This window comes from Bacillus sp. KNSH39 (assembly GCF_052656585.1).
Genome location: NZ_JBQXYO010000001.1, coordinates 608908 through 633708, shown reverse-complemented (window position 1 = coordinate 633708; position 24801 = coordinate 608908). Strand labels below are relative to the sequence as shown.

At 34.0% G+C, this 24801-nt stretch carries 23 protein-coding genes and 1 pseudogene; 3 read left to right on the top strand and 21 right to left on the bottom strand.

Going from position 1 to position 24801, the window contains the following annotated elements; all coding sequences use genetic code 11:
- Positions 1 to 129 precede the first annotated feature (129 nt).
- From ACUL40_RS03225 to ACUL40_RS03195, 7 genes are all read right to left on the bottom strand, one after another.
- Complete coding sequence (locus ACUL40_RS03225; protein ID WP_000181014.1) at positions 130 to 1641, bottom strand: ABC transporter permease/substrate-binding protein; 1512 nt, start codon at positions 1639 to 1641, stop codon at positions 130 to 132.
- A 3-nt stretch (positions 1642 to 1644) separates the two neighbouring features.
- The gene (locus ACUL40_RS03220; RefSeq protein WP_000614089.1) at positions 1645 to 2592 is read right to left on the bottom strand and encodes an ABC transporter ATP-binding protein; all 948 of its coding nucleotides are present in this window, start codon (positions 2590 to 2592) and stop codon (positions 1645 to 1647) included.
- Between the two features lie 100 nt (positions 2593 to 2692).
- The gene (locus tag ACUL40_RS03215) at positions 2693 to 3250 is read right to left on the bottom strand and encodes a YdcF family protein (RefSeq protein ID WP_001045715.1); all 558 of its coding nucleotides are present in this window, start codon (positions 3248 to 3250) and stop codon (positions 2693 to 2695) included.
- Positions 3251 to 3313: 63 nt separating this feature from the next.
- Complete coding sequence (locus tag ACUL40_RS03210; RefSeq protein WP_000097166.1) at positions 3314 to 4543, bottom strand: MFS transporter; 1230 nt, start codon at positions 4541 to 4543, stop codon at positions 3314 to 3316.
- A 1-nt stretch (position 4544) separates the two neighbouring features.
- Positions 4545 to 5081, bottom strand: coding sequence for an NADPH-dependent FMN reductase (locus tag ACUL40_RS03205; RefSeq protein WP_000780355.1), 537 nt, complete (start codon positions 5079 to 5081; stop codon positions 4545 to 4547).
- 144 nt (positions 5082 to 5225) lie between these two features.
- Positions 5226 to 6380: a hypothetical protein gene (locus tag ACUL40_RS03200; protein WP_000420431.1), complete on the bottom strand. Its 1155-nt coding sequence runs from the start codon at positions 6378 to 6380 to the stop codon at positions 5226 to 5228.
- 34 nt (positions 6381 to 6414) lie between these two features.
- A complete protein-coding gene (locus tag ACUL40_RS03195) occupies positions 6415 to 7635 on the bottom strand; it encodes a glycosyltransferase (RefSeq protein ID WP_326038341.1) in 1221 nt (406 codons plus the stop codon).
- A 139-nt stretch (positions 7636 to 7774) separates the two neighbouring features.
- Between ACUL40_RS03195 and ACUL40_RS03190 the strand changes: the two are divergent.
- Positions 7775 to 8529: pseudogene (locus tag ACUL40_RS03190) on the top strand (DUF2711 family protein).
- Between the two features lie 77 nt (positions 8530 to 8606).
- Here the strand turns inward: ACUL40_RS03190 and gnd are convergent.
- Genes gnd through gntK form a run of 3 tightly spaced genes read right to left on the bottom strand, consistent with a single transcriptional unit; the run spans position 8607 to position 12424 of the window.
- Complete coding sequence (gene gnd / locus ACUL40_RS03185) at positions 8607 to 9503, bottom strand: phosphogluconate dehydrogenase (NAD(+)-dependent, decarboxylating) (RefSeq protein WP_000765995.1); 897 nt, start codon at positions 9501 to 9503, stop codon at positions 8607 to 8609.
- A gap of 18 nt (positions 9504 to 9521) precedes the next feature.
- Positions 9522 to 10871, bottom strand: coding sequence for a GntP family permease (locus tag ACUL40_RS03180; protein ID WP_000260208.1), 1350 nt, complete (start codon positions 10869 to 10871; stop codon positions 9522 to 9524).
- Positions 10872 to 10885: 14 nt separating this feature from the next.
- A complete protein-coding gene (gene gntK / locus ACUL40_RS03175; protein WP_000450003.1) occupies positions 10886 to 12424 on the bottom strand; it encodes a gluconokinase in 1539 nt (512 codons plus the stop codon).
- Positions 12425 to 12984: 560 nt separating this feature from the next.
- On the opposite strand from gntK, the gene ACUL40_RS03170 reads away from it, so the two are divergent.
- Both ACUL40_RS03170 and ACUL40_RS03165 read left to right on the top strand, forming a co-directional pair.
- Positions 12985 to 13887, top strand: coding sequence for an ABC transporter permease subunit (locus tag ACUL40_RS03170; protein WP_000932683.1), 903 nt, complete (start codon positions 12985 to 12987; stop codon positions 13885 to 13887).
- Positions 13884 to 14903 (top strand): ABC transporter permease, encoded by a 1020-nt coding sequence (locus ACUL40_RS03165; protein WP_000836565.1) that lies wholly within the window; start codon positions 13884 to 13886, stop codon positions 14901 to 14903. Before ACUL40_RS03170 ends, ACUL40_RS03165 begins: the two co-directional genes overlap by 4 nt.
- 150 nt (positions 14904 to 15053) lie before the next feature.
- On the opposite strand, the gene adhP is transcribed toward ACUL40_RS03165, so the two are convergent.
- The 11 genes from adhP to ACUL40_RS03110 all read right to left on the bottom strand — a co-directional run bounded on the left by adhP (position 15054) and on the right by ACUL40_RS03110 (position 24750).
- On the bottom strand, positions 15054 to 16091 hold the full coding sequence (gene adhP / locus ACUL40_RS03160; RefSeq protein WP_000649120.1) for an alcohol dehydrogenase AdhP: 1038 nt from the start codon (positions 16089 to 16091) through the stop codon (positions 15054 to 15056).
- 293 nt (positions 16092 to 16384) lie between these two features.
- Entirely contained in the window at positions 16385 to 17248 is an 864-nt protein-coding gene (locus ACUL40_RS03155) for a PhzF family phenazine biosynthesis protein (protein ID WP_059303884.1), read from the bottom strand.
- A 164-nt stretch (positions 17249 to 17412) separates the two neighbouring features.
- Positions 17413 to 18267 carry a MurR/RpiR family transcriptional regulator gene (locus ACUL40_RS03150; RefSeq protein ID WP_001119642.1) on the bottom strand — a complete coding sequence of 285 codons (855 nt, stop codon included), beginning with the start codon at positions 18265 to 18267 and terminating at the stop codon, positions 17413 to 17415.
- 204 nt (positions 18268 to 18471) lie between these two features.
- Positions 18472 to 19113 (bottom strand): two-component system response regulator CasR, encoded by a 642-nt coding sequence (gene casR / locus ACUL40_RS03145; RefSeq protein WP_000694623.1) that lies wholly within the window; start codon positions 19111 to 19113, stop codon positions 18472 to 18474.
- A gap of 14 nt (positions 19114 to 19127) precedes the next feature.
- Positions 19128 to 20225 carry a two-component system sensor histidine kinase CasK gene (gene casK / locus ACUL40_RS03140; RefSeq protein ID WP_170879395.1) on the bottom strand — a complete coding sequence of 366 codons (1098 nt, stop codon included), beginning with the start codon at positions 20223 to 20225 and terminating at the stop codon, positions 19128 to 19130.
- Positions 20226 to 20404: 179 nt separating this feature from the next.
- A complete protein-coding gene (locus tag ACUL40_RS03135) occupies positions 20405 to 21298 on the bottom strand; it encodes a mechanosensitive ion channel family protein (protein ID WP_000055427.1) in 894 nt (297 codons plus the stop codon).
- A gap of 300 nt (positions 21299 to 21598) precedes the next feature.
- Positions 21599 to 22036 carry an Hsp20/alpha crystallin family protein gene (locus ACUL40_RS03130; RefSeq protein ID WP_001245055.1) on the bottom strand — a complete coding sequence of 146 codons (438 nt, stop codon included), beginning with the start codon at positions 22034 to 22036 and terminating at the stop codon, positions 21599 to 21601.
- 336 nt (positions 22037 to 22372) lie between these two features.
- Entirely contained in the window at positions 22373 to 22921 is a 549-nt protein-coding gene (locus tag ACUL40_RS03125) for a cysteine hydrolase family protein (protein WP_000816763.1), read from the bottom strand.
- Positions 22922 to 23035: 114 nt separating this feature from the next.
- On the bottom strand, positions 23036 to 23230 hold the full coding sequence (locus ACUL40_RS03120; RefSeq protein WP_017674122.1) for a hypothetical protein: 195 nt from the start codon (positions 23228 to 23230) through the stop codon (positions 23036 to 23038).
- A gap of 125 nt (positions 23231 to 23355) precedes the next feature.
- Positions 23356 to 23844 (bottom strand): hypothetical protein, encoded by a 489-nt coding sequence (locus ACUL40_RS03115; RefSeq protein WP_000713496.1) that lies wholly within the window; start codon positions 23842 to 23844, stop codon positions 23356 to 23358.
- 258 nt (positions 23845 to 24102) lie between these two features.
- Positions 24103 to 24750, bottom strand: coding sequence for a nitroreductase family protein (locus ACUL40_RS03110; protein WP_001105288.1), 648 nt, complete (start codon positions 24748 to 24750; stop codon positions 24103 to 24105).
- Positions 24751 to 24801: the final 51 nt, after the last annotated feature.

Sequence of the window (24801 nt, the reverse complement as noted above, 5' to 3'; positions counted from 1 at the left end):
TTATTCTAAAAGAAAATGAGCAAAAATGGAATACTTTTTTGAAAAAATGTATAAGTATGCACAAAAAAACCGCTCATTTTGTAATGAACGGTCATTTCAAACATATAAATTTGTATATTTCTTGTAAATTTAACGAAGTAACTTCTCTTTTTGTAAAAATTGTTTTGCGACTTCTTCACTACTTTTACCATTTACGTTAACTTCATAATTCATTTTTCGCATTTCTTCATCTGTAATCTTTCCAGATAATTTATTTAATACCTTTTCAAGTTCGGGATATTTCTGTAACGTTTCTTTTCTTAATAATGGTGCTCCTTGATAAGGTGGGAATAACCCTTTATCATCTTTCAGCACTTTCAGTCCGTATTGCTCCAATTCACTATCTGTTGAATATGCATCAATTACGTTAACATCTCCAGATTCAATTGCGCTATAACGCAGCTTCGGCTCCATCGTTTTAACATTCGAGAACTTATAGTTATATAATTTTTGCATTCCTTTATAACCATCTTCACGATCAGCAAATTCCAATGTAAATCCTACTTTGGCTTCCTGTGCAACATTCCCTAAATCAGAAATTGTATTTATATTCTTTTGATCTGCTATTTTTTTCGGCATAGCTAGTGCATATGTATTGTTATACTCCATTGGCTTCAACATAATCATATTATATTTCTTTTCCATTCCAATGCGAGCCTGCTCATATACTTCATCACGATTTGTACTCTTTGGTTCTTCTTTCACGAAAGTAGATAAAGCTGTTCCTGAAAATTCTGGATATATATCTACTTCCCCTGATTTCAACGCTTCAAATACAAATGCTGTTTTTCCAAGACCTGGTTTTAATTGTACGTGTAAATCTGTATCTTGTTCAATAAGCTGCTTATACATTTGAATTAAAATTTCAGGTTCTGATCCAAGTTTGCCCGCAATAACAATATCTTTCTTTTCTGTACTCCAAAGAAATGGAGAAGCAATCATTATACAAACAATACATATCGTCAATATAACACGCTTAGAAGAGCGTTTCGGTCGTTCAAGTATGCGAAGTACTATATCAAAGAATAAAGCGAGTAACGCGGCTGGTACGGCCCCTAAAATGATAAGTGCATGATCATTTCGATCTATACCTAATAGTATAAGCTTACCGAGCCCACCAGCACCAATGAGAGCTGCTAATGTAGCCGTTCCAACAATTAATACCATCGCTGTACGAATACCGGCCATAATGATAGGCAATGCAAGAGGAAGTTCTACCTTCCACAATCTTCTCCAACTATTCATCCCCATAGCTTTCGCGGCTTCTATTAGAGATTCATCTAATTCCCTTATTCCTGTATATGTATTTCGTAAAATAGGTAATAGTGCATACACAACTAATGCGATAATCGCTGGAAGTTTTCCGATTCCTACTAATGGAATTAATAGTCCGAGTAATGCAAGTGATGGCACTGTCTGCATTACTGCAGAAGTTCCTATTATAAATTCAGCCATTCGTTCTTTTCTTGTTAATAAGATGCCAAGTGGCACCGCTATAATTACTGCAAAAAACAATGAAATAAGCGATATTTGTAAATGCTCACTTAATGCAGTTAGTAATTCTATTTTTCGTTCTTGGAACGTTTGTATAAAATTAGTCACTGTTTAGCCTCTTTCCTTCATTTGTTCAACAATGTAATTGACAATATGACGACTTGTTAACGCTCCAATATATTGACCGTTTTTTTCAACTGGAACGACCTCCTCATCACGCACACGAACTAACGCTTCTTGTAAAGAAGAATGTAATGATAGCGCCTGCCCTTCTAATTGCACACTTTGATCAAGCGGCAATACATCTGCTATACTTTTCCCCTGATACCAAGTTCGTCCGCGATTTCCAATAAACTCCTCTACAAATTCATTTTTCGGATTATGTATAATTCCTTCTGGTGTATCTAGTTGAACAACTTTTCCTTCTTTCATAATACAAATGCGATCTCCAAGTGATAATGCTTCTTGCATATCATGTGTTACAAATACGATTGTTTTTTGAATCTTTTTTTGCAACTGTACAATATCCTTCTGAAGCTGTTCCCTACTTAATGGATCTAACGCACTAAATGGTTCATCCATAAGAACGATTTTCGGGTTTGCAGCTAATGCTCGCACGACACCGACACGTTGTTTTTGTCCTCCTGACAATTCATGAGGCATACGATTTCGATAAATACCCGGATCTAATCCAACCATATGTAACAATTCATCGACGCGTGCTTTAATTTCTTTTTTGCTCCATTGCCTCATTTCAGGAACAATTGCAATATTTTCAGCAATTGTCATATGAGGAAACAAAGCAATCTGTTGCAACACGTATCCTATATCCCAACGTAATTCATTTATATTATATTGTTGAATATCTTTTCCATCGATTAAAAGCGATCCTTCAGTCGTTTCGATTAAACGATTAATCATCTTCATTGTCGTTGTTTTACCGCATCCACTCGGACCGATGAGAACAAAAAATTCTCCCTTTTTAATTTCTAAATGCAATGAATCCACTGCTTTCGTGCCATCTTCATACGATTTTGACACATGATTAAATTGAATCACAAATACAACTCCTTTAATGTTGTTTCCTTTATTTTGATGGAATATGGCATTCATTTCAAATGATACGCTTTTAAATTAAAAAAGAGCTCACATTTGAGCTCTAACGGTCGAACAATATTGTTTTCATAATAGCAGCATATTCGCGAACATACATTTTTCTCTTAGAACGAATTGGTGTTTCAGCAGCTAGTGCCTCCATCTTCATGCCTAAACGCTTTGCAATTATTTTCGTTCGATATAAATGATACGTATTACTTACAACTACTGCATGTTTCACATTATATAAATCCATACTAAACTTTAAGTTTTCATACGTATTTGTAGATTGATCTTCTATTAAAATACGACTCTCATCTATACCGTGTACCATTAAATAGTTTCTCATGCTGTGAGCTTCCGGTATATCTTCATCTTCTCCTTGACCACCTGAAACAATTACTTTCGCTTCAGGATGGGAAAATAAATACTCCACCGCTACATCCAAACGATTTTGAAGAGATAAAGACGGTCTATCTCCAAATAACTTTGCACCCAGTATAAGAACGTACGGAGAGTGATAGCTCAACTTTTCACGAGCAACTTTGTTCATTCTAAACGTCATATAAATGATGTATAGTGGCGGTAATAATAAAATGATAAGAAAGATCCATTTGTTCATAAATAAGTTTGCACTCCCTTTCTTTTTATTATACAGAAAAAGAAAGGGAGGCAGAAGTGTTTTTTAAACGATTGATTTATTAGAAACATTCGCCGCTACTTTACGTTGTGATAGTACATAATAAATAGCGATTCCTAATGAGAAGATCAATATGCAGCTTAATACGTAAAACGGAAGCATTACTCCGGCTTTAGATACACCCGCTGTAAACAGCATTAATAATACAATTCGTATTCCAGTACCAATTAGGCGAAATAAGCTGTCTACACGTCCCATTACTTCGTTTGGAATTTCCTCCATCATCAATACATTTCTCGCCACTCTTGTACCCGCATTTCCAACTGCATGAAAAACTGCAAGTCCATATAAGAAAATTACGGAAGGTTCAATAATCATTGCGGTAATTGAAATTACATAAATGAACATCGTCATAACGATTGAAACTTCTGTTTTTACATATTTCATTATGAGTGGAATACAGATTCCTGCAACAACCGCTCCGACACCGTACATCGTGCCCTCTATTGCGTATACAGAGGCATTGGCTTTAAGTATATCCGAAATATAAACTGGTATTAAATAATTTGCCATCATAACACCTATAAACGGCATATAAGTGGCCAGTAAGAACCAAAAGAGCTTAGGACGTTTTTTCATAAAGTGAATTCCTTCAAACAATTGCTTCTTAAATGTTATTTTTCTTTTCACTTCTTTTTTCTTTACGTACGGTATACATAAGAAAAGAAAAAATGCTCCAGCAAAAGTTAACATGTCTACTAACAAAATCCACTTCAAAGATACAATTTCAATTAAGAAGCTCGCAGCCGCCCCAGAAATAACTTGTGTTAACTGTCCTTGTATTTCCATCGTTCCACTTAAACTTTTATAATGTTCTGCTTGAAATATCTCTTGGTTGAACGCAAATATTGTAGGATAAAACAATAAATAGTAGAATGATCCGGCTATATAAATAAGAATATAGTGAATAGAATGATAAGGTTGCCCAGCAAATCCCCATATAACCATTATTCCGATTACGGCTATTCCGATTCCTTCGTTACATAGCAATAAAGATTTTCTTGAAAAACGATCAATACTTTGCCCAATGAATGGTGTTAATAAAAACATAATGAGGGTTGCAATGATAGAAACATAACCAAATGTTGTCTCTCCTCCACTCTCTTTAATTAACAGCCAAGGAATCGTTATCATAACAATTCCGGAACCAATAGCAGATAGACTATTGGCTCCTAGAATGTAATACAAGCGAGAATCATGATAAAGTGAGGACATATCATTCCACTCCTAGTTGTTTTTTCACCTCTTTATATACGCTCATATATGCTTTTAATTCTTTAACTACATCATGAATTAATGGTTTTGCATCTTCTCCAAGTTCACCATCTTGCACATGTAATCCATCAAGCACAACTTGTTTTGGAATTGCATTTGCATAAACACCTCTAGCGACCGTTCGCATGCTGTTTAATGCATTTATTCCACCTTTACCGCCACCAGCAACCGCTAACAACGCAACTGGTTTATGAATAAATTCACTACTACTTAAGTAATCTAAAGAGTTTTTCAGCGCACCGCTCATCGCATTATGATATTCTGGTGTACATAATACAACCCCATCCGCAGCTTTCACTAACGTTTTTAATTTTTTTACTGCCTCTAAATCACGTTGCGACTCTTCTCCATTGTATAAAGGTAACTCCTCAATTGCTAAATCATATAATTCCCCTTCAAATTGATCCGCAATATATTTTGCCACCACGCGAGTTCTACCAAATTTTCTTGGTGTACCGTTAATAACGACTAGTTTCATGATTATTTCTCCCCTTTGTTTTCAAGTTCTACTTATATATTATCAGAAATTTCTATACAAAACACAATATAAAGAGTTAACTTGTTTCATAAAATAGTATGATAAACAAAAAAGAACTCATACTTTCGTATGAGTTTTGTACAATTACTTTGTTTCATCTCTCATGCTCAATGTACCTAAACTTTCATTTGCTTCAAAATGATTATATGCTTTTTCCGCTAATCTTTTCCGTTCTTCTGGTAATTCTATATATTTCATTACGTTTTCAATTATTTTTTCGTACGGAGTAAACACAATTCCTGGCCACTCTACCTCATCTTCTGGATTACTATTTTCAGAAATAATAAATTTCTTATTTGCGACTGCATAAGACACGCGAGGTGTTTCAAGAATTCCTGATAAATAAAAATGAATATTTAATATAATTTTAGCTCTAGCAATCAATTCATTTCTAACAATTCCCCACGCATTATTTTTAAAAACTATATTTAAATTCGGGGCAATCGCTTTTAGATGATCAAAAATAGCTTGTCGCCTCGGATTAAGAGCACCTATAAACAGAATATCAATATCTTCAATAATTTCATCTTCAAACGCATCTTTTTTTATTTCCAAAGTTGGAGCATAGTTCATTTCTACATGTTTTATTTCTTTTCCTACCCCTTTTTGTTTAAGCCATTCTATATTTTGTTTACTATAATCCCAAATCACTCTATCTTTTAATAATATTAAATAAAGGGGGTGCGCATATGGACTTCCTTCGTATAGCTGTTCTAAATTATAAACAATTGCATCTTTCGGAAGAAGGTTCGGGTTATATGCATATGTATGTGCTCCAAAAACAACTGTATTCTTTACATTTTCCAGTATTGTTTCTGATATAATTACTGTATTTCCCTCCTGCTCCAACCTCCACTTTAAAGCTCGCGCAACATCTATGAAACTACCGTATGTCTTTGGGCATATAAAAAGACAATAATCATATTCTTTATTCAAATAAACTTCCATTAATCTTAAATTATTTTTATATAGATCTACATCCGGATGTTTAAGTACCAACTCATTTGCATGTTTTCTTGCTACTTTATATAATCCAGCATAATAAGCAGCGATGCATCTTCTTAATTCGATTCTTTCCCGGTCCTCATCTAATACATCCATGTTTAAAAGAAGATTTGCGATACAATACGCTTTTAAATGATCACGATCATAATAATAGTCTAGTAGTGGCATCAATTCTTCATACGTATTTCCATGCACCGATTCTCCTAGTTCAATCGCCCATCGTATTAATTCCATGATTACTCCACTACTCCTTTAATCGAAAATGTATTTAATAAAATTTCGCATTATTCTCTACTATATTTGCTATATGAAATGGAATCTTTTCTTTTATCGATTCCAAATACTTTTGCGACACCGCCCCTAAATGTTTTTTATGAGGTATATAGAAAGCACTAATAGAAATTTCATAGTCAAATAAGTAATCATACACATGATAATCTACAAATAGTAGATCATCCTTTGGAAAAGGAATTTCCTTCCCTTGCAGAGCATACATCAAAGCAATATTGTTTTGAGATCGTAATCGATACAACCTTGCAAGTTGGTATAATGGTTCAGCCCGGGTTGGTCTATATTCCCAAGCTTTTTGAAAATAAAAAACAGCTAACGCTAAATATTGCTCTTCTTGCCTTTTAACAGTTTCTTTTTCATCCGCATCTGTCACTTCATTTTGTTTATTTGCTGAACGATTTGCTAACTGCTCATAACAAAATCCTATTCGCAATAACGAATAGAATACCTCTTCAACCCATCCTCCTGCTTCCACTCGTTTTTTATACCATTTAATTGAATTCTCAAATTGACTTAAATGAAAATAAGTCTGAGCTAAATAAAATAAATATCTTATATGCAAATCTGGCGTTGTTTCTGGGTCGTTTATTCCCTGTAACAACAACCTCTCATCTCTTTCAAATTTATCAGCTTTGCTCCCGCCATCTCCGGGATCATTCACGACAAGAGTCTCTAACCGAGCTACCCTCGTATTGTAATTCGCTCCAACTTTTGAACGATCTATATCCCAATACTCATGAGTAACACCGACAGATTTCCATGGTAAAGAAGCTTTTAAAAGACGTGTAAGCCAATATTTAATATGAACATCATATTGTAATGTAAGATAATGATCTTCCGTTAAGCTCGTTTTATCGAAATTCGGATCAACCTCTAAAATCATATCCGCATCTAATATTAATAAATAATCTGCTTCTGGGTATGTTTTTTGCGCTAACGAAACAGCTAAGCTTCTGTTATAACCAAAGTTTTTAAACGGCTCATGATGAACCGTCCCAGGTATCTCATTTTCCTTACACCAATTTTCAATAATTTCAGGCGTATTATCCGTCGATCCAGTATCACAAATAGAAACAAAGTCTACAATTGATTTTGTTGCATTTAAACATCTTTCCATAATTCTAGACTCATTTTTAACGATCATACAAAGACATAACTTTTTTTCTTCCTTTACAGACTTCACTTGCTCATTTCCCATTTAACCACCTCATATTTTATTAACACGCTCTTCTCATATGTAACAACATTTCTTAGCTATACTGATGACATAAGCACCCTTTTACTATTTATGAAAACTTCATTTTATTTATTCTTACTTTTATGTTGGGACATATTTCATGCTTCGCTTTATATTTGATACAATCAATACAAAAAACATAATACGGGAATCCGTACATTTCAAAGTCTAAGAGGAGGTTATATTTTGTTGGATTACATTTGGCTAGATGACAAATCACCAATTTTAGAACAACTACCAAGAAACTTTAAATCTGCAGCTATATTGCTACATCCTTTTATTCAAATGTCTTTAGAATGGGAAAAGTCTGTGAGAAAAAGACCATATGAGCACATCTATCCTAGCGCTGAAGAAATCATTTATAATGGGAAATCCGTTTCTTGGAAGGAAATGATGTCTTGTAGTGGATTACATTCATACGCAGACCTAGCAATGGCCATGTTGACTTCCATTAGTGCCCTTTCAGAAGAATATAAAAGAGAGGATTTAGCTGAAAAGCTACATTCAAACTTAAAAAAAGATCTTTATTATCCAACAGAAGATTATACGTCTATATTTTTATTACACAAATTACTTAAACTCCTCGGTTCTAAAGGTGCAAAAAATCTATATTTCTCTGAACCAATTCTTGATACAAACGGATTATTACAGGTAAATAATACTACTCCATTAGATATTTGGGACATTAGCAATAATGAGTTAATTATTACTGGCGAAGATAATGAGTATGCGTTTATGAGTATATACGATTCCTTTACAACCTTATTATTAGCTAAAGAAGAAAATATAGAATATATTGTTCATTCAATGAACGTCGAAGCTATCATTTGTGACAAAAAAACGATGATTGATTAGTATTTTTAAATTAGTAATTTCTTAAACTATAAAAAAGAAACTTGCGCTTATACACAAGTTTCTTTTTAAAAACATCCTTATTTTTTCACAACTTCATGTCCACCGAACTGATTACGTAATGCTGAAACTACTTTTCCATGGAATGTATCATCTTCCTGAGAACGATAGCGCATAAATAATGACATAGCGATAACTGGTGCTGCAGCTTGAAGTTCAAGTGCAGTTTCAACAGTCCATTTTCCTTCTCCTGAAGAGTTCATTACACCTTTAATGCCATCTAGTTTCGGATCTTCTGCAAATGCTTTTTCAGTTAAGTCCATTAACCAACCACGGATAACTGATCCGTTAGCCCATACTTTTGCAACATCTTCATAATTGAAATCAAAGTCACTCTTATCTAGTACTTCAAATCCTTCAGCGATTGCTTGCATCATGCCGTACTCAATACCGTTATGAACCATTTTCAAGAAATGACCACTACCAACACGGCCAGCATAAGAATAGCCATTTTCTACTGCTAAATCTTTAAATAAAGGTTCTAATTGGTCGTAAATTTCTTTTTCTCCACCAACCATTAAGCAAGCACCGTATCTAGCTCCTTCTACACCGCCTGATGTACCGATATCTACATAATGTAATCCGAAGCTTTTTGCTTCTTCAGCACGGCGTAACGTATCTTTATAGAATGAATTTCCGCCTTCAATAACGATATCACCTTCATCTAATAATGGATATACATCTTTTAGTACTGACTCTACAACTTCTCCTGCAGGCACCATTACCCAAATTGTACGAGGAGCTTCTAGTTCAGCAATCATTTCTTTTAATGTATGACGTGCAGTAATTCCTAGTTTTCCTGCCTTTTCAACAAGCTCTTTATTTACATCGTATACAACTACTTCATGCTTGTCTTCATATAAGTGTTCAGCTAATGGAAATCCCATTTTTCCTAATCCAATTAAACCTAGTTTCATATTAATCAATCTCCTATTCTATACAAATATATTTAATATCGAAATTAGCCCAAGTGCTACTACAGATAATATAGTCTCCATTGCAGTCCATGTTAATAATGTTTCTTTCACAGTCATTCCGAAATACTCTTTAATCATCCAAAATCCTGAATCATTCACGTGTGATAAAATTAATGACCCTGCACCAGTTGCAAGTGCTAATAATTCAACATTTACACCTGGTGTGCTTGCTGCAATCGGCGCAACAATACCAGCTGCTGTCATCATAGAAACAGTTGCCGATCCAGTTGCAATTCGGATTAGTGCCGCAATTCCCCACCCTAATAATATCGGTGAAATATGTGATTCTTTCGCCATATCTGCAATTGTCGTTCCAATTCCAGAATCTAATAATACTTTATTAAATGCGCCGCCTGCACCAATCACTAACAATATGTTTGCAATAGGTCCAAGGCAATCATTTGTAAATTGTAACACTTTATCTTTTGAGAAACCTTTTGCATATCCAAGACTAAAGAAAGAGTAAATGGTTGCAATTAATAAAGCCACAATCGGATCTCCAATAAAGTGTAATACTTGTGCTAGTTGACTCGTTTTATTTAATGCAACTTCTGCTATTGATGCACCAAGCATAAGAAATACTGGAAGTAAAATTGTAAACAATGTATTCCAAAAGCTAGGAAGCTCTTTTTTATTATCTTTTTCAACAAATTGCTCCGCTATATCTAATGGTACTTCCTTATGTATACGAGCACCAATCCATTTCCCGTAAAGTGGACCTGAAATAATTGCAGTTGGAAGTCCGACAATTAACGCATATAAAATTGTCTTCCCTACATCTGCTTTAAAAATACCAACTGCCGCCATTGCCGCTGGATGCGGTGGAACAAGTCCGTGTACGACTGACAGTCCTGCTACTAGCGGAATACCAATTGTAATAAGTGATACCCCAGTTTCTAACGCAATTGTAAATACTAACGGAATTAATAGTACAAATCCAACTTGGAAAAATACCGGAATCCCTACTAAAAATGCAACGAACATCATCGCCCAGTGAACTCGTTTCTTCCCAAAACGATTAATTAATGTGTTAGCGATACGTTCAGCACCACCAGATTCGGCCATCATTTTTCCAAGCATCGTTCCTAGTGCTAAAACTATTGCTAAAAACCCTAATGTATTACCAAGCCCTAGTTTAATAGAATCAATAATCCCTGGATCTTTTGGTGAAGTTCCAATTAAAGGCATTCCCATTGCTAATCCTACACCAATTGCTGTTAAAATTAATGCGACAAATGGATGCCATTTTACTACCGTAATAAGTAAAAGTAGTATGACAACTGCCGCTAGTACGATCCCAACTACCATTTCTCCCAATCCCCCTATTGTTTACGTTGGAAAGCAGCTATACAATCAAATTCTTCTTTCAAGCGATTGTAAAGTCGTTCATACATATAAAACATTTCTAAATATATAGCCGTATTTTCTTTGTTCGGTACATGGTGATGGACAATATCAATCCAATCCTTTACCTCTTCAAGAGAATCAATTTTTCCTACAGCATATAAAGCAACTGCCGCTGCCCCAAGCGCAGATGCTTCATGACTTTCAGGTACAAGCAATTCTTTTCCCATCATATCGGACAACATTTGTCTCCAAAATGCAGATTTTGCAAACCCTCCTGAAACTCGTATTTCAGTAAGTGGCCCTGTACAATCCCTGATTGCGAGTGCTACTGAATATACACTCATACAAACACCTTCCATCACTGCACGTATAAAATGTTCTCGCTTATGTTGAAGATTGATTCCAAAGAATGTACCACGAGCATTTGCATTCCAGTAAGGTGCGCGTTCTCCAGATAAGAAAGGTAAGAACAATAGCCCATCCGCTCCAGCTGGTACGCTTTCTGCATATTTAATTAATAAATCATAAGGATCAATGCCGAGCTTTCTTGCTACTTCTTGCTCTGGACTACCAAATTCATCACGTAACCATCTCAGTAATATTCCGCCGTTATTCGTTGGACCACCGATTACCCAGTGCTCATCTGTTAATGCGTAACAAAACGTTCTCCCTTTCTCATCTGTATTTATATTTGATGAGATTGTTCGAACCGCACCACTCGTTCCAATCGTAATTGCAGCCGCACCCGGTGATATCGCACCAACTCCTACATTTGCAAGAACCCCATCACTTGCTCCGATGACAATTGGTGTTTCTGCACTTATCCCCATCTTCTGTGCTAACTCTGGCTTCATACCTGATAAAATATATGTAGTTGGTACAGGGGTTGATAATTTTTCTGATGACATATGTAACATAGTTAAAACATCTTCATCCCAGTTTAATGTTTCTAAATTAAATAACCCTGTAGCAGAAGCAATCGAATAATCAACTACGTAGCGTGAAAATAATTGGTAAATCACATACTCTTTAATGGAAATGAATTTATAGGCACTTGTATATAACTCTGGTTCCTCTTCTTTCATCCATAACAATTTAGAAAGTGGTGACATCGGATGAATCGGTGTACCTGTACGTCTATAAATTTCATGCCCATTCATTTGTTGTAATAATTTTTCTGATTGCTTCGTACTTCGATTATCTGCCCAAATGATAGAACGCGTTAATGGCGCACCATTTTCATCTACTGCAATTAATGCGTGCATAGCTGTACTAATACCGATTGAAGAAATATCTTCTGGTAATACATTACCTTTTTCAATGGCAACGCTTACACTTTTGTATACAGCGGCACATATTACATCAGGATCTTGCTCAGCCCATCCTACATTCGGTTGAATAATTGGGTAATCGATTGCATGTGATGCAATGACTTTTCCTTTTTCTGTGAACACAACCGTTTTTGTACTTGTGGTACCGATATCAATCCCGATTACTCTCCCCCTTGTTTCCATGCGAATCTTCCCTTCATTACTAGCAAAATACGATTTAGTAAACCGTTTACATGAATTAGTATATAAAATATTTTTTCATTTATCAAGTTATAAAAAGAAAATTTTTTTCATACCAAAAATAAATCCCCTCATTCCATTTCACTTATATACTAAATTTAGCTTTTCCATGCGGTAAAATTACGTTATATTCGTTACGCAATACACTCTTTCCTCTCATTAACAACACATACATAATCCTCCATACGTTCTACTTATTTGCTTGAAGAAAAAGTTGAAAAGCAATATTCATTTTTAGCGGTCACGTAACATCACCATCAAGCCAAGAAAAGTAACTAACCGCAGAATGAGAATTCTGTGCATTTTACTCATATTTATTGTTTTAGGTTCACTAGTCTTTTATCTTGATAAACATAGAGCGTGGCCCCCTACTATCACTTTTTTATCTTGTAAATATATCTTGCATACTATAAAACCGAAAAGTATTTTTATTTTTCAGAAAAATAAAAACAATAACACGAAATTTATTGTATAATGTTGTAAAAAGATGTCGGAGGGATTTAATGTTAAATAAAATATCTCAATTCACAATTAAGCTTTCATCAATTCTTTTATCACTCTTACTATTATTAAATTTACCTTATTTATTTATCACTCAACAAGGATTTACCTTTCAACCAATTTATTTTTTTAATCAGACCGTTACTATGTTAAAACAGGTTTTTTCCCCTGAATCATTAGTGATTATAGGATCAGACCCGAAGTTTGGTCATTTCAAAAAAACACCATTATTTCCAACTGTTTTAGAACCTTACCTATATTCATTTACTATATTATTTTTAGCCTTTTTTCTTGCTCTCTTTTTATCATCTAGCATGGCATTTTTTTATTTTTTAGCAAAAGATTATATAAAAAAATGGATAAACCGAATTGTGTTCATATTAGAAGCTGTCCCTGATATGATGATGATGATCTGTTTGCAAATATTTTTCATATGGGTACTTCAGAAATTTGGGGAATCTCCTGTCACTATTATTTCCTTTAATGAAAATCGAGCTTATTTACTCCCTATTTTATCATTAGCTGTCTTACCTACATTACAAATGTTTCGGATGATGGTGTTATACATAAAAGAAGAGCAAGGAAAACATTACGTAGAGGTTGCATATGGAAAAGGCCTTTCATCAAGTTATATACTATGCATTCATTTATTCAAAAATATATCTATCCACTTCTTCCACCATTTAAAAACGATTTTTGTTTTCTTACTTTCTAATTTATTCATTTTAGAATTTGTTTTTAATATGGAAGGCATTATTCAATTTTTATTTAATAAGGCGTTTGTTTCACCTCCAGCTGCATTTATCATACTTGTTATGATTATTTTACCATTTTATGCTATTTTCCAAATAGTCTCATTCATGATGAATAGATGGAAAAAGCAATTGAAAGGAGTATCATTATGAAATCTATTTGGAAATCAAAACGCTTTTTAATCGGCTTTACTTATCTATTCATACTTATTTCAGCTAGTTTTATTTATAGTTGGTTCTTTAAAGATAACATCCCAAAACCTCCTCAGTTACTTTACAATGACAATAACGAATTACTTGGAAAGGCCCCCTTTCCGCCATCGTTAATTCCACCTTTTGGATCTGATCGTTTTGGAGAGTCTGTTTTCTTACAAATTGTAGAAGGAGCAAAATTCACTATTTTATTAGCCATGGCAATTAGCTTCTTTCGAATTTTATGCGGAACATGTATAGGAATCCTCTTAAGTTTATTTGCTCCAAAACTCAAGAGATTTTTCCAGTCATGCTCAGAAGTTTTTTATTACATTCCAACTCTATTTATCGCATTCATACTCATCACGCCCGTTAATATTATAATCACATCAAATGCTGATGGGGTAGATCCAAATATTTCATTTACGTTTTATCAAGTACTCGTACTTATTTTCGTCGCTCTGCCTACACTTTCTTTATACATATCCTCAGAGGTTGATGAATTTATGAAACAAGATTACATCTTAAGTTCACAATTACTGGGGGCTAGTCGTTTTCATATTATAAAAAAACACTTACGAGTCTTATTACTTGACCGCTTATTTGTATTATTTATGGAACATATCGTCCAAACACTCATACTCGTTATCCATTTAGCGTTGCTTAACATTGTAATTGGCGGCATACAAATGCGTGAACTCTATGACGGAGTGCTCAAACCTGTTTCTCTATCTAATGATTGGGCAGGTCTTATTGGATTAAATCGTAATGAAATGAATCTTTCATGGTGGATTATTTTTTATACTCTCGCTTCATTCTTTATTACGATTCTATTTATTAAGCTTATGACCATCGGGATTCAAGATGCACTGAAAGCAAGAGATTCGCAAATTGTAGCAATTCAAAACGTTCCAGATCATAAAAAATTTGTTAAACATAAAGATTCCTTTTCGTTTGCAAATAAAGTAAACCTTTAATCATTTCTCATTAATGAAGTATTAATTGGCATCGATATTAGTAGAAAATAAAGAAGATGATCCCTATTAAATACAGGGATCATCTTCTTATGCTGTCTAACTTTTTTACATGTCCTTTGCTAGACTCATGTTTTTTATATTTAAAGTGAATTATTTGCAATCACAATTATGTTTTTTAAAATCAATTACCATACGCCCTTGAATTCTACCTTGTTCCATTTCTTCGAATACATTTTGTACTTTATCTAGCGAACAAGTTTGAACAACCGGCACTACTTTTCCTTCTGCCCCAAACATAAACGCCTCTTCCAAATCTTTACGAGTACCAACTAGAGAACCAACTACTTCAATTCCATCCAGTACAAGTCGTGGGATGTTTAAGTCCATTGTTTCTACTGGTAGCCCTACTGCAACTACTTTACCGCAAGCACGTACTGCATCAACTGCTGAGTTAAAGGCTACTTTAGAGACTGCTGTTACTACCGCAGCATAAGCGCCACCAAACTTCTCTTGCACAATTTTATCAGCAGGACCTTGAGAAATTGGATTGATAGTCATATCAGCACCAACTTCTTTCGCTAAGGCTAATTTATCGTCATTAATGTCTACTGCGATTACCTTTGCACCAAATACATTTTTAGCATATTGGATAGCTAAGTTACCTAATCCACCGCAGCCATAGATTACAATAGGTTGACTAGGTTTAATATCTGATACTTTAATAGCTTTATATGTAGTTACACCAGCACAAGTAATTGATGATGCTTGAGCAGGATCTAATCCTTCTGGTACTTTTACCGCATAATCAGCTGTAACGATACATTGTTCAGCCATACCACCATCCACTGAATAACCAGCGTTTTTAACTTCACGGCAAAATGTTTCTCTACCAGTTACGCAATATTCACAACGTCCACAAGATTGGAACATCCATGCAATACTTACACGGTCACCTATCTTTAGTGAAGTAACATCATCAGCTATTTTCGTAACAATACCTACACCCTCATGACCAAGAATACGGCCATCAGTGTTACCAAAATCATGATTCGCAACGTGTAAATCAGTGTGGCAAACTCCACAATACTCTACATCTACTAACGCTTCACCTGAGTGTAACGGACGTAATTCTTTTTCAATCACTTCGATGTTTGCTTTGCTGTTTTTATTAACCACTACTGCTTTCATATGTGATCTCCCCTTTAGTGTTTTAGCATTTTAATGAGTTTATCTCACAACTACTTTCTTCACTACTTTGGCTAGTTATTGTACCAAATTTAAGTGTTCAATCATCATTACATCTTCATCATAACATGACACTTCATAAACAATTTGTGAAATTATGAACAATATTTGAATTATTACATAAATCGGTCTTTATTTTAAATTTTTAAAAATGAGAGTTTATCACTGACTATAAGTAAGTCATACATTTCTAAAAGAAAATAAAGTAACAAACTTCTCATCGATAAAAAAGCTCTTCACTCAATATTTTCTATATTTAAACACTTAGTTTCACAGTAATAGCCTTTGCCACCAACATAAACTTTTTCTATTTTATTCTTGCTATTGGTTGCTAATTTAACTAATATTTCGGAAGGCGAGTGTAAAGAATAACCTTGTTCAAATACATAGACTTCTTTTTGCAAATAGTGCTGTTCATAAAGATAGCAAGCTAATGCACCGTTTGAAGTTCCAGTCGCTGCTTCTTCATTAATGTCGTATAGTGGAGCAAAATTTCTGCATATAATTCGATTGTCATTAAAAGTATATAAATGCATCCCGACAACATTATAATACTTGCTGATTTCTTTAATTTTTTCAAAATTAGGTTGCAGTGCATGTAATTGTATTTCGCTTTTTATAGGAATTAAAATATCTTTTAAGCCAGTGGAGACAATTTGAATTGGGTATTTATTGTCTATATCTTTACTATCAAAACAGTCGATGAACTCGTTTGGAGATACAACATCATAGAATCTCGGTTTATTTTGTTCCATGAATATGATGTCATCTTTTATAGTGATAGTAAGAACACCGCTGTTCGTTTCAATCGTATAGCGATTCCTGAAAAGTTTATTTAAATGCATCAGTATCGCGAAAGAGCCAATTGTGGCATGACCACATAAATCAACTTCTTCTTTTGGAGTAAAATACTCAAATTTATAATCAGCAATTTCAGATTCTGATATAAATGCGGTTTCCGCATAACCCAGTTGTTTGGCTATTGTCATTTTTTGAGTAGTGGTCAATGTATTTGTATTCTCAATAAATACCACTCCTGCTTTATTTCCGCCTTTATGCTCCTTGCTAAATGCACTTGCAACATAAACAGATATTTTCATAAGACATCTTCCTCACTTATAGTAAATTATAGTATAGAAAGCACTACATATAAATTCCATTGGATAAATTATCCCTAAAATAAGAAACAAACTATTTTTAGCATTTGAACTCTCCAAAAATAGTTTGTCTACAGTCTGAAAGCTCTTCATTTGAAGAGCTTTTTTTATATTCGCTTCATCGAAATCGTTTCACGTATACTTTGTAAATTTTTTAGAGTTTCCTCTTGTCGCTGCAACGACAACCCTACATACAAAGTATCTAATAAGCTTAACTGTGCTAATCGTGATGAACTTGCTTCTGTGCGGAATTCAGTCTCACGTGTTGATGTATATAACGTTATATCAGCAAGTTGACTTAATGCTGATTTCTTATAGCTCGTAATCGCAATAATTTTGGCTCCTCTTGCTTTCGCTACTTCTAACGCTTCAAGTAATCCTTTATTGCTACCAGAATGAGAAATACCAATAACAACTGAATTTTCTGAGAGTAAACCTGCTCCCATAATTTGAAAATGCGAATCAGTATGAGCGATACAAGAAATACCCGTTCTCATAAACTTATGATACGCATCCATTGCAATAATACCAGAGCCACCATTTCCATAAAACTCAATTCGACTTGCTTCTTGTAAGGCTCGTACAGCCTGCTCAAGTGCCGTTTCATTAAGCAAATGTAAAGTATCTTGCAGTCCTGTAATATGCGAATGAAAAACTTTTTTAGCAACAGTTACCATACTATCTTCTGCTGATACCTCTTCATGAATATTTTGCATCGGTGTATGTACAATTTCACGAGCTAATGTAATCTTTAAATCTTGAAAACCTTGCAAACCAAGGTGTTTACATAAGCGGAATATCGTAGCTTCGGAACTATTCGTAACTTCAGCTAATTCTGTAATAGATTTATGTACAACATCTTGTGGATGTTTCAAAATATGTTCGGCAATACTTCGCAATTTCGGTGATAAACCATTTAACGAAGCCTGAATCTTTCCAATCCCACTTCTTGTACCAGGCATAGCATATCCTCCCCTTCCATCGTAGCTTTATCCTGTAAAAACCGATTAGTTAAACTAATCATCAGTGGGGATGGTCCCCCACTGATTAGAGTTTCACTTTATTGTACCTAATTATCGAAAGAAGAAAAACCTATATTAGGGATTACTATAAATTTTAATTGCTCCTATGTATTCTGTCATACGATATAACAGAATTATTCATGCTTATGAATAATTCTCTCCATGTTTCACTGCGTATAATGCGGCTTGCGTACGATCATCCACTTCCAATTTAGCTAAAACGTTTGAAACGTGTGTTTTCACAGTTTGTTCTGTAATATGAAGTTCTGCTGCAATCTCCTTGTTGCTTCTTCCTTTCGCAATTTCGCGAAGTACCTCTTGCTCTCTTTTCGTTAACATTGAAAAAGGATTTTCTACTTCCTTCTTTACTGCAGAACGCCCCATTAATGCAGGTGTTACTTTCGGGTGAAAATTCGCATTTCCTTGATGTACTGCAATAATAGAAGCGACAAGTTGCTCAGGTTGTACTTCTTTTAATTGATAACCATCTGCTCCAGCTTCAAGTGCTGGTATAACATAATCTTGCTCTGAAAAACTACTTAATATAAGTACCTTTATTGTCTCATCATATTGCTTTAGACGTTTTGTTGCCTCAATTCCATCCATTTTCGGCATCGATACATCCATTAGTACGACATCTGGTCTTTCTTTTTGCATGAAATGTAATGCCTCTTCGCCATTTTCCGCTTCCCCAATAATTTCAAATTCTTCTCTCGTTTTCAAAAAGAATACAAGTCCTCTTCGAACGATATGATGGTCCTCAACTAGTAGCAGTTTAATCTTCAACCTTATTCTCCCCTTCAAATCGGCAATTGAATTTCTATTTTTGTACCCTTTTTCAGCTCTGTTATAATTTGAAACGACCCCTTCATTAACTGAATACGTTCCTTCATACTTTTCAGGCCAAGTGCTGATTCCCTTACTTGTTCTTGTATAAATCCTATTCCATTGTCTTCTATGTAAAAATGTAACTGGTTATTTTCTATTTTCAAAAGAATATGTACCTTTTCACACGAAGCATGCTTTTTACAATTATGTAGCGCCTCTTGGCTAATACGCCATAAAACTTCTTCTATTTCATCCCCAATTGAAACCATCCCATCAATTCGAACTTCCACTTGAACTCCTAATAACTTCCCGTAATTTTGAATTGCTTCTGCTAATCCTTTCTCCAATCCTTCAGGTCTTAATTGCCAAATTAATAGCGTCATCTCTTGTAATGCTTCTTGTGATAATTCCCCAATATAACTTAACATCTCTTGCAATTCTCTATCTTGCGTCATATTCAGAGTACCTTTCGCTGTTAGCATAATAGAAAATAACAATTGTTTTACTGAATCATGTAAATCACGTGCAAGTCGATTTCTTTCCGCTACCACTACATATTTACGTTCTTTCTCAACTAATTGAATACGTTGTATTGTCGTTCCAATTTGAAATGCAATTGATTCTAATAACGCTAACTCTTCCTCAGAAAAATGAGTCTTATGAGGTGCAGCCACATTTAGTAGACCAAATTTTTCTGATCCAGACCTAAGCGGAATTGTCGCATGATGTGTAACATCTTCTGTCTCTCCCCAATTACATTCAATTGCATCTTCTATTCGCTTACATTCAATAATATTAGTCGCTTTTTCCAATCTCCCATTCACAAAACGTTCTACACACCAACAGTTTCCTTCGCACATCGGCTTCTTCTTTTGCCACGTAAGAGCCTCTGGTAAATTTTCGTCTACAAGCATGCTGTGCTTTCCACTTTCATCAATAAAGAATATCCACCCTGTTTGTAAATTCATTACTTGTAACAATGTATGCAACACTTTTTCTAACATATCCTGTAAGTTTGTTGCTTCATTTAATAATTCAGCAATTTCTTTTAATGCTTCTAAACGACGCATCTCTTTTTCTTCAAAGTTCATTCTCATCACCAACTACAATTATAACATTAAGAAATTTCTAAATTCTATAAATAAAAAAAGAACCGAATTCCTTCAGCCCTTTCTTTATATCAATCATTTTATTATTGTTATTCTATCCAATGTTGGAAGCAGAATTTTTGTTAACAAACGATTCTACTTTAGCTGTCCGATAAAGATTGTCCACCATGGATATGCTGTAAACCTTCAGTAGTAACAACCATATTCGCTGCTGGCATTTGCACTTGATTCTTATGGAACATAGACATTAATTCAAATCTTACTTGTCTAGAAGTTTCAAAATAATCTTCTGGCTTTATTAAACCTGTAATACAAAATTCATAGCCAACATATTTCAAGTTAGGATTTAAGTCTGTAACACCGACGTATTTAAATGGTTCAACAGCCTCATCCTCTACTCTATAAAGAGTTTGATTCAATTCTTCATTGCATATAACACATACTTCTTCTAACAATTCCTTCACTCTTGTTGGATCTTCCTGATAACTTACCGTAATGCGTTCAATTACACGCATCCATCCTTTATTAAAATTTTGTATCGTTCTAATCTCTCCGTGCGGGATGGTAAGTAGTTTTCCTGACCATTCACGAATTTGCATAAAACGAATACTAATCTCTTCAATAGTTCCTGAATTTGTTCCGTTAAAAGTTACAAAATCACCAACCCGAAACTCTTTGTCCGCTAATCTTGCAAAGCCTAATATAACATCTTTTAGCATCTGTTGTGCAGCAAAACCGATGACAACTCCAGCTATCCCTGCACCTGCAATAATACTTTTTATATCTACAAATTGGCTAATTAAATATATGATAAGACTGATGATAATGATATATCTAAAAATAGATCGAATTACACTTTGAATCGTCTGCTCTACCTCTTCATCAAAAAAGCTTGATTTCCTAAAAAACCAATCAATAATACGGTTTATTACAAAAGAAATAATGATTAAAACTAAAGCAAATAGTAAAAATCTTAAAAGTAAAAACTCTCTTACATAATTAAAAAATTCTTCAGTATACGTTAATAAGCTCATTTAACCACTTCCTTACTAATTAAAAAATTCATAATCGCCTAAGTTTGTTCCAGAAAAATCTATTATCCTAATCTAAAATGCCACTATCCTTACTATGTATTTTGACTCTATTACTAATTCACCTTAAACAGTATGTCTAGGTGTTCTTTTTCCTTTCCCTTTAAATATACCCTTTTTAATAACCTAAGGGGGAGCGAATCGTGAAATTTTTTTATACGTTAAAACTTTATTCATCTCATTACGATTTCAACTCATTTATTCATTAACTACGTAAAAAAAGAGCTGAATTTATCAGCTCTTTTATTCAATATTAATTGTTGTCTTACTACTTTTTTCTTCTTTCAATTTTGGCAATTCAATTGTCAGTACGCCATCTTTATAATTTGCTTTAACATTTTCTTCCTCAACTTGTTTAAAATTAAAGCGTCGAGTTACAGAACCTATAGAACGTTCTTTACGAATATATGTGCCATTCTCATTTTTTTCGTCTACTTCATTATGATTCGTTGCTTGGATCGTTAATATATCTTGTTCAAAATCAACTTGAATGTTTTCTTTTTGAAAACCTGGTAAATCTGCTTTCACAGTATATTTACCAGATTGCTCATGAACATCTACTTTAAAAGTATCCATGTTCAGTGGCTTAAAGAAAGCATCTGTCATCCCTTCTAATAAAGAAGGCCCAAAATCAAAAATGCCATTTTGACGTTTTGTTATCTCTGGAAATAAATTACGCATATTTTTTCCTCCTTATTATTTATGAATGAAAGATTATCTCTTTCTGCCTTTATTATAACATTTGGTCAAAAAAGGTCAAAATTTTTGTTTGACCTTTTTTGATGTATATTTTACCAAATAAAACAAATAAGTTATATGTCATCTCTCCCCTTATAAAGAGGAATATATTTACATAATAACGAATAGTTTATTTGCTCTTATTTTTTCTTATGGAGGTTACATACAATGGGATATATTGAAGAACTTAGAAAAGTTGTCGGATCAAGACCACTCTGCTGTAGCTGTTTTCAATGAACATGGACAAATAAAAGAGACCTTTTTTAAAGGCCTCTTTTTTCACTTCACTTCTGCATGTAAGCATGACTTAAAATGTCCAAGTGCATATTCATGCCCTTGTGCATTAAAAGATGCAACCGCCTTTTCATAAACAACAATTTTAAACCCTTTATTATAAGCATCTACTGCTGTATGAAGAACACAAATATCAGTACAAACACCTACAAGATGAACTTCTTCTATTCCTCTTTCTCTTAGCTTCATCTCTAAATCCGTTCCAGCAAACGCACTGTATCGCGTTTTGTCCATATAATATACATTCTCTGCATTTTTATATGTTTCGTACACATCTTGTAATTCACCAAACAAATCTCTTCCACTTGTACCAGCTATATTATGAGGTGGGAATAACTTTGATTCTGGATGATATACATCATTTTCTTCATGTTTATCAATAGCAAAGACAACGTAATCTCCATTTTCAATATATTGCTTCGTTATATGTACAATTTCCTTCTCAATTTCCTGTCCTGGTTTCCCGCAAGTTAAAGCACCCTTTTCCGCTACAAAATCATATGTATAATCAATATTAATAAGAGCTCGTTTCATAACCACTATCTCTCCTTCTTCTGTTTCACAGTAAACAATAGAAAATTTGTTATTACGACATCGTATGTACTATTCGACATTTCAAATGAAATACCTACATTTTTCTTCTGAAACTTACCTTAGTCCGAGTTTATCATATAATAGATAAACAATGGTAAAACAAATAGCTCCTATTAACAAGTCATGAATTTGATAATTGAGCGTTATTTGCATAAACTCTTGTATCGTAAACCAAATTACTGCCATCATTAGGCTAATCAAAATGATACGAATACACCGATTCACGTATTCAACCTCTTTCTCTGTCATAGTAGTAACAAGTGATTACTTCCTATTTAATCGTATTAGAAAATGAAATAAGTTATTCACTCTTGCCCACTTTAGTCCAAACAAAAAAGCACACTACTTTTTGAGTAATGTACTTTTTATTCTTATTAAGACGCAGGTTTTGTCTCAAATGTTGCTTGATTAAAACTAATAACCTTTCCTTTCGGGTCATTGTTTTCATACTGAACTGCAGTAATTGTATGACTACCTGTTTCCAGCGTTTTTTCTTTTAACTGCACTGTTGTCTGCGTTGTACTAGTTACTTGATGTTTATCTGTATACATTTGATCTACAAATACGAATGTTTCTTTATCACTTTGAAAATTAGAAAGTTCTAATTCAACTTGCTGAATTAATGTATCCTTTTTGATGAATACAGTCGGTATATTGCCGTTTTCAGAAGTACCATCTGGAGTAATAACTTTTACTTTCCCTTCTCCAATTGACATTGCTCCTTCAGGAAATACAACCATATTCTCATCACTTGCGTTTACAACTTGTTCTTCCTGTTTTGATTGCGCGTCCTCTTTTTCCTGTGGAGCACCGCAACCAACTAATAACAATACAGACAATCCAGTGATTATGAATTTTTTCAAAATTCATCCCCCCTGTAACTTCATTATAATTTATTATACAAAAATAACTTTTAAATTTTGAGACTACTTTCAACACTTTCATGAACAAATAGAATCTTGCTCACGATTAATGTATCATACTTTCCTTAATAGAACATTAATTTTTTTTATGAAATAAATAGTAATTTCCTCTTATCTATCATTTTAGCCCAACATATGAATTACATACCCTCAAAAATAAAAAGACATTGTTAATTCAATGTCTTTTCTATACAGCAATTAAAAAACAAACGTTGTAATCTCATCTACTTCTTTTCTTGGAAGTTTCTTCGGTTTATCTTTCGGAAATCCGAGTGAAATAACCATATTTATTTGTTTTTCAGGCTCAACTTGTAAATATTGGCGCAGTTCATCTTGAGCTAGCAATACTGGCCCTGTCATTGGACAAGTACCAAGTCCCTTTGCATGTGCAGCTAACATTAAGTTTTGTGCCGCTAAACAGCTACTCTTAATGCCTTCTTCCTCCCAAACTGAATTTGGAACAAAAGCAATTGGATCAAATATCTTTTCACGGAACTTTGATTCATATGGTGTTGCCAAACATACGATTAATACTGGTGCCTCCGAGAAAGCTGTTGCATATGGTCCGAAAGAACGTGTAAGTAATTTCCCTGCTTTCTCTTCTCCATTTTCTGCTGCTTTTGCCGCAAGTTTATGTAATGCATCCCACGTCATTTGTTCAATTTCTTTAATCTTCTCTCGATTCATGATAACTAAGAATTCCCACGTTTGTGAATTCGTATCACTTGGTGCGTAACGAGCACAATCAATTATTTCTTTTATATCATTAGTAGATACTTCTTGATCTGTAAACTTTCTAACACTTCGTCTTCCGTGAATTACTTCTTTAAAATCTTCATAATTCATATATTAAATCCCCTTTTTACAGCGTTTTCAACACTTGTCCTATGCTTGAAT